At 31.4% G+C, this 12,848-nt stretch carries 12 protein-coding genes; 9 read left to right on the forward strand and 3 right to left on the reverse strand.

Annotated features, from left to right (window positions below; all coding sequences use genetic code 11):
* Positions 1-31: 31 nt before the first annotated feature.
* A complete protein-coding gene (locus WN975_RS20820) occupies positions 32-814 on the reverse strand; it encodes a DUF3050 domain-containing protein (RefSeq protein ID WP_337968162.1) in 783 nt (260 codons plus the stop codon).
* A gap of 86 nt (positions 815-900) precedes the next feature.
* Positions 901-2,079, reverse strand: coding sequence for an acyl-CoA dehydrogenase family protein (locus WN975_RS20825; protein WP_337968163.1), 1,179 nt, complete (start codon positions 2,077-2,079; stop codon positions 901-903).
* A gap of 166 nt (positions 2,080-2,245) precedes the next feature.
* Here WN975_RS20825 and WN975_RS20830 point away from each other — a divergent pair, with 166 nt between their 5' ends.
* Together WN975_RS20830 and WN975_RS20835 are read left to right on the forward strand one after the other, a co-directional pair.
* A complete protein-coding gene (locus tag WN975_RS20830; RefSeq protein WP_337968164.1) occupies positions 2,246-4,009 on the forward strand; it encodes an AraC family transcriptional regulator in 1,764 nt (587 codons plus the stop codon).
* Between the two features lie 48 nt (positions 4,010-4,057).
* The gene (locus tag WN975_RS20835; RefSeq protein WP_337968165.1) at positions 4,058-5,788 is read left to right on the forward strand and encodes an AraC family transcriptional regulator; all 1,731 of its coding nucleotides are present in this window, start codon (positions 4,058-4,060) and stop codon (positions 5,786-5,788) included.
* Between the two features lie 44 nt (positions 5,789-5,832).
* On the opposite strand, the gene WN975_RS20840 is transcribed toward WN975_RS20835, so the two are convergent.
* On the reverse strand, positions 5,833-5,994 hold the full coding sequence (locus tag WN975_RS20840; protein ID WP_337968166.1) for a hypothetical protein: 162 nt from the start codon (positions 5,992-5,994) through the stop codon (positions 5,833-5,835).
* A gap of 261 nt (positions 5,995-6,255) precedes the next feature.
* Here WN975_RS20840 and WN975_RS20845 point away from each other — a divergent pair, with 261 nt between their 5' ends.
* From WN975_RS20845 to WN975_RS20875, 7 genes are all read left to right on the forward strand, one after another.
* Positions 6,256-7,812 (forward strand): vitamin K epoxide reductase family protein, encoded by a 1,557-nt coding sequence (locus WN975_RS20845; protein ID WP_337968167.1) that lies wholly within the window; start codon positions 6,256-6,258, stop codon positions 7,810-7,812.
* Between the two features lie 72 nt (positions 7,813-7,884).
* On the forward strand, positions 7,885-8,019 hold the full coding sequence (locus WN975_RS20850) for a hypothetical protein (protein ID WP_337968168.1): 135 nt from the start codon (positions 7,885-7,887) through the stop codon (positions 8,017-8,019).
* A 119-nt stretch (positions 8,020-8,138) separates the two neighbouring features.
* Positions 8,139-8,348 carry a hypothetical protein gene (locus WN975_RS20855; RefSeq protein WP_099710381.1) on the forward strand — a complete coding sequence of 70 codons (210 nt, stop codon included), beginning with the start codon at positions 8,139-8,141 and terminating at the stop codon, positions 8,346-8,348.
* Positions 8,349-8,377: 29 nt separating this feature from the next.
* A complete protein-coding gene (locus tag WN975_RS20860; RefSeq protein WP_099710382.1) occupies positions 8,378-8,569 on the forward strand; it encodes a hypothetical protein in 192 nt (63 codons plus the stop codon).
* Positions 8,570-8,890: 321 nt separating this feature from the next.
* A complete protein-coding gene (locus WN975_RS20865) occupies positions 8,891-11,083 on the forward strand; it encodes a peptidase domain-containing ABC transporter (RefSeq protein WP_337968169.1) in 2,193 nt (730 codons plus the stop codon).
* Positions 11,084-11,086: 3 nt separating this feature from the next.
* Positions 11,087-12,376 (forward strand): HlyD family efflux transporter periplasmic adaptor subunit, encoded by a 1,290-nt coding sequence (locus WN975_RS20870; protein ID WP_337965930.1) that lies wholly within the window; start codon positions 11,087-11,089, stop codon positions 12,374-12,376.
* Between the two features lie 260 nt (positions 12,377-12,636).
* A complete protein-coding gene (locus WN975_RS20875; protein ID WP_337968170.1) occupies positions 12,637-12,816 on the forward strand; it encodes a hypothetical protein in 180 nt (59 codons plus the stop codon).
* Positions 12,817-12,848 lie beyond the last annotated feature (32 nt).

A 12,848-nucleotide genomic window follows, 5' to 3' on the forward strand; every position in this document is an offset into this window, starting at 1 on the left:
AATAGTTACGTTAAATAACTTGCTTTGGTTTTTATACCATTTCTGTTTTCATCAGAATTTCTTCTTCAATGGCATTCCAAAGTCCGATTCGTTTTTCTAATGCAAGAATTGAGATTTCTTCAACTTCTTTCCATTTTTGAGCATCATCTTCACATAAATCAGTGATCATTTGCATTGCCATTGGTCCGTGTTCGTCGGCATCTAATTCTATATGTCTTTCAAAATAATATAGAAGTTTACTTAAGTCAGTTTCCGGAAGATTTTTTTGAAAGTTCTTCAAGATTGCAGTAAACATACTCGGAATCAAATCTTCTCTTCCAAAAGTAAATGCTGCTGCTATTTCGTGTGGTTTTCCTTCTTCGATAACTCTAAAAGTAAAATCTAAAAATGCTTTTGTATTTGGATGTAATGAACTTTGTTTTATGGCAACAAAAATATTGTGCAATGAATTTACTTCAGACAAAAAGGTGTTAATTCCGGTTGTATCTGCACCACAATCCTGCATTGCTTCAAGATACATTTCATAATGACTTTGTCTTCTTCCGTCAATACTTAAATCTGTTTCTTCGGCAAGAACAATCTCGTTGATTAAATATCTTGTTTCAGGATTTTTTGTAGCAAACCAAGGTGTTGTTGTGCAAGTAAGTTTGGCTTGTAAAGCTTTTAATAATGACATAAAATCCCAAACTGCAAAAACGTGTGTTTCAAGGAAACTATGTAAATCGTCAATACTTTGAATTTTATTGTATAAAGAATGTTGTAAAAGTTGATCTTTTTGAGGTTGAATGCTATTGTTGATAGTCTCAATATTCATTTTCGTAATTTTTTGCAAAGATAAAAAGCTTCTCGGTTAGAAGAAGCTTTTTGTATAGTTTTTATATATTTTTTAATAGTTGTTTATTATTTAAATGCTGGAATTCCAGTTACATCCATTCCTGTAATTAGCAAATGTATGTCGTGAGTTCCTTCATAAGTGATCACACTTTCTAGATTCATCATATGGCGCATAATCGAATATTCGCCTGTAATTCCCATTCCTCCTAACATTTGTCTGGCTTCACGTGCGATATGAATTGCCATGTCGACATTGTTTCGTTTTGCCATTGAGATTTGAGCAGTTGTAGCTTTTCCTTCATTTCTCAAAACACCCAAACGCCAGGTTAATAATTGTGCCTTTGTAATTTCGGTAATCATTTCTGCCAGTTTTTTCTGCTGTAATTGAGTTCCGCCAATTGGTTTTCCAAACTGAATTCTCTCTTTTGCATAACGCAAAGCAGTATCATAACAATCCATTGCAGCTCCAATTGCTCCCCAGGCGATTCCGTATCTGGCCGAATCTAAACAGCCAAGTGGTGCGCCCAATCCTGATTTATTTGGTAATAGATTTTCTTTAGGAACTTTTACATTATCAAAGATCAATTCTCCTGTAGATGATGCACGAAGCGACCATTTATTATGTGTTTCTGGCGTTGTAAAACCTTGCATTCCGCGTTCTACAATTAATCCGTGAATTCTGCCTGTTTCATCTTTTGCCCAAACTACAGCAATATCTGCAAAAGGAGCGTTCGAAATCCACATTTTGGCACCATTTAAAAGATAATGATCTCCCATATCTTTAAAATTGGTAATCATACTTCCGGGATCAGAACCATGATCAGGTTCGGTTAAACCAAAACAACCCATGAATTCTCCTGTTGCCAGTTTTGGTAAATATTTCATTCTTTGTTCTTCGTTTCCGTATTTCCAAATAGGATACATTACCAATGAAGACTGAACAGATGAAGTAGATCTTACTCCGGAATCACCGCGTTCAATTTCCTGCATTATTAAACCATAAGAAATTTGATCTAAGCCAGCGCCACCATATTCAACAGGAATATAAGGGCCGAAACCGCCAATTTCGCCAAGTCCTTTTATAATTTGTTTTGGAAATTCTGCCTTTTGAGCATACTCTTCAATAATAGGAGAAACTTCTCTCTTGACCCATGCACGAGCTGATTCACGAACCAATTTATGTTCGTCTGTCAATAGATCGTCAAGGTTGTAATAATCTGGGGCTTGAAATAAATCTGGCTTCATTTTTTGATAGTTTAGCAAAAACAAATTTACGCAATATAAATATAACAAAACAGACTTAAATTGTTATATTTTTTAAAACAAAAAGAAGAAAATTAGTAATAAGACAAATTAATTATAGTTTATTGATAATTTATAAGCTATTTTTGAGTTTCCAAAAACAAAATAAATGAGGCTGATCATCTCTTTTTTACTCTTTTTTGTTCTAAATGCAGCATTTTCACAAAAAAATGCTATAACGGAAAAAGAGTATTTGATATTGCAAGATAAAATCCGACTTAATTTTAATGCAAATGTCGATAGTGCTGTTGTATATGCTAACCAAATGGCTAAATCTAATGATTTTAGACATAAAGCATTTGCAAACGGATCATTAGCTTTTTCTTTACAATTAAAGGGAAAAACAAAAGAATCTCAGGAAAAATATAAGTTGGCGATTGGTTATTTGAGTAAAATTCCTTCATCAAGAGATAAAACGCAATTAGAATCCTATATTCTAAATTTTGGAGGATTGGCAGAATGGAAAAGAGGTAATTTTAGTGAAGCCATTGAGCAATATCAGAAAGGAATGAAACTTTCTGTGCAAATAGGCGATATAATGCAAATTATCAAATTCAAAATGAATACTTCCGTAATTAATGAGGCAGTTGGGAACTATCAATTGGCCATTAAAAACATGAGACAACTAGATATATTTATTGATAAAAATGAAAGTCTATTTACCAAAGAAGATTTTTTAAATAGAAAAAGCAATATCAGTGTCAATCTAGGTAGTTCTTACGAAAGTTATTTTGTAAAAAATCAAAAAAAAAGATTTTTGCTTGATTCAGCAGAATATTTTTATAAAAAAGCGATTACATATTCTAAAAATAATCCCTACACCAAAATCACCTCAAAGCTAAGCTTAGGTAATGTTTATAATTGGAAAAATGATTATAAAAATGCTGAAAAAGCGTATTACGATGTTGTGTTTTTATCTCAACAAAATGACAGACAAGACTTATTGTGTTTTGCTAATTATAATTTGGGAGACATTTATTTTTCAACAAAAAAATATGATAAAGCACTTGTGTTTTTTAAAAAATGTGATTCAATTGCCGCTATAACAAACATAAATCAATTAGATTATTTAAAGTCTAATTACTATCAGGCAAAAATTTACAATATACTCAAGCGACCTGAATTAGCTTATAAACATTCTAAAATCTATCTGGATAATTATGAGGAATTCGAAACAAAATTAAACGACGAAGCATTAGAGGTAAACTACAAACAAGGAGTTGGTAATCTAACGGATGAAATGGTTACTATTGAGAAGAAATATAAAAATGATGTTTTCTTAAATAGAGGACTAAAAGTTTTTTATGTACTTGTTTTTGTTGTAATTGTGTTTTTATTAATAAAAAATATCAGAGATAAAAATAAAGCTCATAAAAAAATGAATGCTTTAATCGAAGAGTTTAAAGCCAATATAGAGAAGAGAAATAATCCTGAATTTGAACAAAAAGAGGTAGAAGTAGTAGAAGAACTCGTACTTGAGCCTGAAGAAGTTCATCTCAAGAAAGAAAATGTCAATCTAAGTATTGATGAGGCTAAAGAAAATAAAATAGTAGAGAAATTACTGGCGCTGGAAAGCAAGTTAGAATACTTAAATGCTGATTTTACATTGCCTTATGTAGCCAAAAAAATCAAAACAAATACAACCTATTTATCTTATGTTGTTAACAAACGTTTTGGTAAATCATTTGGAGAATATTCAAATGAACTTAAAATTAATTATGTAATCAACGAGATGATTACTAATCATATGTATCGTAAATACTCTACTCAGGCTATTGCAGAAAGTGTAGGTTTCAAGAATGCAGTTTCTTTTGCAAAATCATTCCGAAAAAGAACCGGGGTTTCTCCAGCTCAGTTTGCAAGTAATATTTAGTTTAGAAATAAAGGAATAAGTTATTTTTGAAATTCCAAAAACAAACTCATGAGACTGATTGTTAGTTTTTTATTCTTTTTTATTCTCAGTGCTACTTTTGCTCAGCATACAAAATCGATGACTGAAGAAGAATATGCAATTTTGAGACATAAAATCAGGCAAAACTTTAATGCAAATACAGATAGTTCTCTTGTATATGCGAATCAAATGGCAAAATCAAATAACAACAAACATTTGGCTTTTGCAAATGCAGCATTATCAGTTTTATGGCAGAATAAAGGAAAAACAGAATTATCAAAAGAAAAATATAAAAAAGCACTTTATTATCTGGACAAAGTACCTGATTCGAAAGATAAGATACAATTGCAATCCTATGTGTATAATTATGGCGGATTAGCGGAGTTTGACAGAAGAAATTTTAGAGCTGCAATTGAAAAATTTCAACAGGGAATTAAACTTTCAGAAAAAATAGGAGATATTAACCAACTGGTTAACTTTAAGGCTAATATTGTTTTGGCTAATGAAGTAGTAGGAAACTATCTATTAGCGATTAAGAATGCAAAAGACCTTGATAATTTTCTTCATGAAAATAAAGATTTATTCGATAAAGAAAGTTTTCTGAATAAAAAAAGTAACATCAATCTTAGTTTAGGAGGTTCTTATGAAGATTACTTTACAGCAAATAAGAGTAAAAGATTCTTGTTAGATTCGGCAGAGTATTATTATAAGAAGACGGTTGATTATTCAGAGAATTATCTTTTTAATAAAATCACTGCAAAATTAAACTTAGGAAATGTCTACAATTGGAAAGGTAATCTAAAAGAAGCCGAAAAAGCCTATTATCAAGTTGTACTTCTTTGCGAAGAGAATGATCAAAAAGAGTTACTGTGTATTGCTAACTTTAATTTAGGAGATGTCAATTACACACAAAAAAAGTATGATAAAGCATTGTTTTTTTATAAAAATACCGATTCGCTTGCGATTTTAAGTAATTCGAATGAGTTAGATTACCTAAAATCTAATTACTATCAATCAAAAATTTATACAATTCTTAAAAAACCGGAATTGGCTTATGCACATTCCAAAATTTATTTAGATAGTAAAAAAAAATATGAGGCAAAATTAAAGAAAGAAAGATCAGAAGTAAATGAATTACAAGGCATCGACAGTCAGACAAAGGAAATGATTGCGGTTGAACGAAATTATAAGGAAGATCTTTTTTTAAATAAAAGCCTGAAAAGTTTTTATATATTTTTAATTATCGGAATTGTTACGCTCTTAGTCAAAAGCAATAGAGATAAAAATAAAGCTAATAAAAAGATGAGTGCCTTAATACAGGAACTTAAAGCAGATATAGAAAAGGAAAATGGTAGTTTTGCTAAAGTAAAATTGCTTGAATCGATAAAAACTGAAAATGCGAGTTTATGCATTGATGTGACTAAAGAAAATGAAATCGTCGAAAAGCTTTTAGAGCTTGAAAGCAATTTAGAATACTTGAATACCGGTTTCACATTGGCTTATGTTGCCAAAACAATCAAAACAAATACAACTTACTTATCTTATGTAGTCAATAAACGATTTGGAAAATCATTTGGAGAATATACCAATGAACTAAAAATTAATTATGCAATTAATAAGATGATCACCAGTGAAACTTATAGAAAAAAATCTACACAGGCTACTGCAGAAAGTGTAGGATTTAAAAACGCAGGTTCTTTTGCAAAATCATTTCGCAAAAGAACCGGAGTATCTCCGGCTCAATTTGCGAATAATATTTAACTTTCTAATGAATAAAGTTTTTTTGTATTAAGATAAGGAAAAGACTATCCTTGACCAACTCCGCCATTTTTTGCAGGGTCTCCTTCTTGCGCTGGTGGAATTGGATTAGTAACTGGATTACCATCTCCTCCACGAACGATTTTTTGTTGATTTTTAGATAATTTTTGTGCTCCAAAATCTTCTAATTTTAATGCTCTATTTGCCATGTTTTTATGTGTTAAGGTTATTACATTGTCAAAACTAGACAAAAAGCAAAACCCTTAATCGAGAATGGCGTTTTCCGGGTTTTAGTAAAATTTTAATCAATGTAATTATTTGATTTGCAGTATTTTAAATAGATCATTGTGACTTATATAATTTATAAATTGTATGTAGTATAATTGATAAAATGTCTGTTTTTATGATTATTTTTCGAATAAAAACAGCAATATTTGTACTGTAATTATGATTTTAAACACCCGAAAAAGATGTTAAAACTTGTCCAAAAATTTCTCCAAATAAATAGATACTCGGAAATTAAAAATGAGTTTAAGGATCTGTTTCTTTCTCATCCTAATTATCCAAGTCTATTTGCTATAACAGATTCTTTTGATTTACTATCTATAGAGAATGCTGCGGTAAGAGTTTCAAAAGAGCAGATCGTTGATTTGCCTTCAAATTTTTTAGCATATTTTAAGGAAGAACTTATATTGGTAGAAAAGGCTAAAAATTTTGTACGTATTAATAGTCAGAAAAAAAGAAACTATAAAATGGCTTACGAAAAATTCCTTTTAGACTGGAATGGAGTAATTGTAGCTATAGAACCTAATAATGTAGTAGCAAGAGAAAATTTAAAAATAGAATACAATGGATTAAAATATTTTTTACCTCTTTTGCTTTTAACAGGTTTATCATTTTTTTATAATACATATAATTGGTTTAGTCTTATTTTTTTAGGAATATCAATTTTAGGATTGATTGTAAGTGTTTTAATCGTTCAAGAGAAATTAGGGTTTAAAAACAGTTTAATTTCAAAAATTTGTAATCTAAGTTCTAACTCTTCTTGTGATTCAGTTATAAATAGCAGCATAGGAATTCAAAATAAATGGATTAATTTTTCAGATTTGCCATTGTTATTTTTTAGTGCAAGTTATATATCAATTTTGATTCAGCCTCTAAATTCAGCAATTTTCATAGGTTTCTTGAGCTTATTGGCGATTCCTGTTATAGTTTCCTCTATTTGGATTCAAAAGTTTGAAATTCAAAAATGGTGTGTAATGTGTCTGATAGTTTCATTTTTGATCTTTGCGCAAAGCGTGGTTTGGTTTTCATCAGATTTGTTTACGTTGAGTTTTAGTTTAGAAAATATTTTTCCATTCTTTTTTTCATTGATACTTCTGATTCCAATTTGGTACGTTGTTAAATCAATGGTAAAAAGCATCTTAAGCAATGAAAATTCGCTAAAAGAATTAAAAAAGTTTAAAAGAAATTATTCTTTGTTGAACTTCTTAGCTAAGAAAGTACCAAATACTAAAGGGTTTGAAGATTTAAGAGGATTAAATTTTGGAAACAGAAACGCTGTGGTAAAGCTTTCGATAATAATAAGTCCAAGTTGCGGACATTGTCACAAAGCGTTTCAGGAAGCATTTGATTTGGTTTTAAGATATCCTGATAAAATATTTTTGAATGTTCTTTTTAATATTAATCCGGAAAATGCGGATAATCAATATAAAGTTATTGTCGAAAGACTTTTATCAATAAACAGATCAACACCGGGAAAAACGGTTGAAGCGATTTCGGACTGGCATATTAAAAAAATGAGCCTGAAGAAATGGATGAAAAAATGGCATGTTGATTCTATTAGTATGATGATAACACAGGAAATAAACAAACAATATGAATGGTGTTCTAAGAATAATTTTAATTACACACCAGTTACAATTGTAAATGACAAATTGTTTCCAAGCGAATATGAATTAAGCGAATTGAAATACTTTTTGAATGATTTTGTTGAAGAAGTAGAAATTTTCGAAAAAACAGCATAAAAAAACAGACATAATCTTCAAGTGTCTTAAAATGATTGAAGGTCTATTATTAAAAAACAAAAAACACAAACCATGTTAGAAAAATTTTTAAAAGCAGAAGGTACTAAAAAATTATCAAAAGAAGAACAAAAAAATACTGCAGGCGGAACCGACCCTGAAGTTGGAATGTGTTGGGATATTAATAGAGGATATTATAAATGCTTGTAAAAAGAAAATCGTGTGGAGAAGTTTAAAAGCTTCTCTGCATTTCACAAGAATGAAAGAATAAAAATAAGTTGTTGTTTTGAATAAATGAAGGATAACCCAAACTATTAAATCTACTAATTATGTTAAAAAACATTTTAAACTTAGAAGGAGCTCAGGAATTAAGCATTTTCGAGAAAAAGAGTATTAATGGTGGTGCTTATCCGGTCGAGCCAATTTGTGGATACGTTACATGGAGCGCAAGCGAAACGGTTTGTTTGAATTATAATCCTTATTACAGACCTGTTTATCTAGGGAATAATAAGTGCTCAATTGTGGGAGATGCTTGTTAAATTGAGTTAGAAATATAAATAAATATAGAATGTTAAAGAAAATTTTAAATCTTGAAAACGCTCAGAGAATCACAAAAAATGAGCAGAAAACAATGCAGGGAGGAATTCCTGAATGTTGGATTTATGCGATTGAAGCGGGATGTGTTTTAATACCTGTTGGAGGCACTTGTCCTATGGATACGTTGCCGGGTATTTGCGACTCGATTCGTCTTTGTTGTTAATTTTTAACTTTTTTAGAAGTAATTGCGATATAGCCTTTTTTAGAATTTAGTCATGTTTTTTTTAATTTGTAGGCGCTCGATCGTGGAACATTGAGCAAATTCCCCACATTGATGATTGGTGTTGGGATTCTTAGGGAAATTGGTCACTGAGTTGATTTTATTTGGTTAGGGTTAACCAGTGCCATGTCCTAAAGAAATTGGATTACTGATAATAACGTTTTTAAATACCTAACAGAAAGGAAAATTATTTCCTTTCTGTTTTTTTTTTAGATATATATAAAGAAAAATAATCTTAAATTGCCCTGAATAAACTATTACAAATTGAAAAAATTTACCAATTACATACAAGCTGATTTCAAAGATTGCGGCCCTACATGTTTAAAAATAATCGCAAAACATTACGGTAAAACAATCAATATTCAGGAGTTAAGAGATATTAGCGAAACGACTCGTGAGGGAAGTAATTTGCTTTTTTTAAGTGACGCTGCTGAGAAAATTGGGTTTAGAACTCTTGGTGTAAAAATGAGTGCCGACAGATTAGATGAAGCTCCGCTTCCGTGCATCTTGCATTGGAATCAGAATCATTATGTGGTACTTTATAAAATAAAAAAAGACACTTATTATATTTCAGATCCGGCATTCGGTTTAATCGAATACAATAAAGAAGATTTTCTAAAATTCTGGATTGGAAACAATGCTGATGAAACTACTGAAGAAGGAATCGCATTATTAATCGAAGCAACACCAAAATTTTATCAATCAGAATTTGATAAAGAAGAACACAAAGGATTAGGCTTTAAATTGCTGTCTCAATATGTTCTGAGATACAAATCATTTCTTATACAGTTAAGTATTGGATTATTTGCCAGTAGTTTGCTGCAGCTAATATTCCCGTTTTTAACACAAAGTATTGTAGATATTGGGATTCAGAATCAGAATATCCATTTTATTTATTTGATACTTTTTGCACAATTGTTTCTTTTTGCCGGAAGAATTGGTTTAGAACTTATCAGAAGCTGGATATTGTTGCATCTTTCGACCAGAATCAACATTTCGCTGATTTCAGATTTCTTTATAAAATTAATGAATCTTCCTATTTCGTTCTTTGATGTGAGAATGACAGGAGATATCATGCAGCGTATTAACGATCACCGAAGAATCGAAAAAATTCTGACCACTTCGTCTATAAGCGTTTTGTTTTCTGTGATCAATATGTTTGTTATGGGAGGCGTTTTGGCGTATTTTAACCTGCAGATTTTCTTTGTATTTTTTGTCGGAAGTATCTTTTACTTCGGATGGATTACTTTGTTTTTAAAACGTCGAGAAGTACTGGATTACAAACGTTTTGCCGAAGTTTCGCAAGAACAAAGCAAAGTAATGGAACTTATCAACGGAATGCAGGAAATCAAACTCCACAACGCCGAAAAACAAAAACGCTGGGGTTGGGAATATGTTCAGGCAAGACTTTTTAGAGTTTCGATAAAAGGATTGATTTTAGAACAAACCCAAACCATTGGTTCCTCTGTAATCAACGAACTAAAGAATATTTTTATCATATTCTTATCTGCAAAATTAGTAATTGACGGATCGATAACTCTGGGTATGATGTTGGCGATTAGTTCAATTGTTGGAAGTTTAAACGGACCAATCACCCAGCTTATAGAATTTGTGAGAGAGCTTCAGGATGCAAAAATCTCTTTGGCGAGATTGTCAGAAATTCACGAAAAAGAAGACGAAACCGATCAGGAAGAACATCAAACCCACGAAGTTCCGTATGACTCGGATATTGAGATAAAAAACCTTTCGTATCGTTATTTAGGATCTGATATTCCGGTTTTGGATGATTTAACCCTTAAAATACCAGCCAATAAAGTAACGGCAATAGTTGGTGTTAGCGGAAGCGGAAAAACCACTCTGATGAAATTGCTTCTTAAATTCTACGAACCCGAAAAAGGGGAAATCAATATTGGCAATTCACAGTTGAGAAACATTTCGCAAAAAGCCTGGAGATCCAATATTGGCGCAGTAATGCAGGAAGGTTTTATTTTTAATGATACAATAGCCAATAATATTGCCATTGGTGTTGACAAAGTCGATAAAGAACGCTTGGTATATGCTTCAGATGTAGCCAATATAAAAGAATATATATCGAGTTTACCACTGGGTTATAACACAAAAATTGGCTCAGAAGGAACCGGAATGAGTACCGGACAAAAACAAAGATTATTGATTGCAAGAGCGGTTTACAAAAACCCCGAAATATTATTCTTTGATGAAGCAACATCAGCATTAGATGCCAATAATGAAAAAGAAATTATGCGAAAACTCGATATTTTCTTCAAAGAAAAAACCGTTGTGGTCATCGCACACCGTTTAAGTACGGTTATGAACGCAGATCAGATTGTGGTTCTGGATAAAGGAAAAATTATCGAAATAGGATCACACTCGGCATTAGTACAACAAAAAGGAAATTATTTTGAATTGGTTCGTAATCAATTACAATTAGGAAATTAAAACATGGCAGAAGATACATTTGAATTAAGAAGTGAAGAAGTACAGGACATTCTCACCAAAGTACCACATTGGATGATACGTTGGGGAACTGTTGTAATATTTGCCATTATATTTTTGCTGTTTTTCGTGTCCTGGTTCATCAAATATCCGGACGTTGTAAATACCGAAATTATAATCACAACCAATATTCCACCGGAGAAAATCGTCTCGAAATCATCGGGTAGAATCGAAGCTATTTTGGTACAGGATAAAGCCATAGTTGCTAAAAATACCACATTGGCGATAATCGAAAATACGGCAAATTATAAAGATGTTTTTTTATTAAAAAGCATAGTGGACAAATACAATGTCAACGATTCAAAAAAAGCATTTCCGTTTGCATTGCTCAAAAATGCGCAGTTGGGAGAAATAGAAAGCGCATTTGCAGTTTTTCAAAAAGATTATCAGGCCGAACAATTAAATGAAGATTTACAGCCTTTTGAAGTCGAGAACAGAGCACAGATTTCAGAGAAAGTTCAGATAAAGGAAAGACTGGAAATTCTGCAACAGCAAAAAGTGATAAACGAGAGCGAATTACAGCTTCAGAAAAATGAAATTGCACGATTTGAAACCCTTTTCAATAAAGGAATTATTTCGGCACAGGAAATGGAAGCCAAGAAACTGACTTACTTGCAGGCTCAGAAGAGTTATAGAAGCTTGTTATCGTCGATTTCGCAATTAAAATCCACTTTGATCGATAATACAAAATCAAGTCAGAGTTCGCAGATAAACAGCACCAAAGAAGAAGTTAATCTGGGACGCAATATGGCACAATCATTTTATCAGCTTAAAAAAGTGATAAAAGACTGGGAAATGGCCTATACGCTAAAAACATCTGTAAGCGGTGTTGTTACGTTTTTGCAGGTTTGGACAGAGAATCAAACGATAAATGTTGGCGATAATGTTTTTTCTATAATTCCCGACGCTAGAAATGGTTTTGTTGGAAAAGTAAAAGCACCGGCGTTGAATTCAGGAAAAATAAAAGTTGGTCAAAAAGTAAACATCAGACTGGCGAATTTCCCTGACAGAGAATTTGGAGTTCTTAGAGGGAAAATCAGAAACATTTCTTTGGTTCCGGACAAAGACGGAAATATACTTCTTGACGTTGCACTTCCAAACGGATTGCAAACTTCTTATAAAAAACAAATTGTATTTCAACAGGAAATGAAAGGAAGTGCTGAAATCGTAACCGAAGATTTGAGACTTATCGAAAGAATTCTGTATCAGTTCAAGAGCATTTTTGAACAGGTTTAAAATTCGTTTTTGTTTTAAATACTTACTTTATTAACAAATTTTGTAGGTAATGTTTTTATTTTTTAACTATATAGTTAGTTTTTGTTGTTTGTAATGAATAGTTTTAATTGGATTTTTATTTGTCGATCATTTAAAGTTTTTACTTAAAAAATGATCCTTTGGTTAGATTTAAAACATTAAAAATATTCTTGCGCAAGATTAGACAGGAGACTCAAATGTCTTTAATTGATTGGGTTATAACTAACAAAAAAACTAGAATTATGTTAAAAAAGATTTTAAACTTAACTGGAGTAGAAAAGTTAACTGACAAGCAGAAGAAAAACATTACTGCTGGAGCTTGGAGATATTCAGATGCAACCGGAAATTGTGTTAGCCCAAGTGCTACTTGCGGAGGTATTTATCCTGTAAAATATCCAGGAAGCTGGTGTTGTGAAAAATAGTATATAAAGTATTTTTTAATAGAGAGAAGGCT

Source organism: uncultured Flavobacterium sp. (genome assembly GCF_951805225.1).
GTDB lineage: Bacteria > Bacteroidota > Bacteroidia > Flavobacteriales > Flavobacteriaceae > Flavobacterium.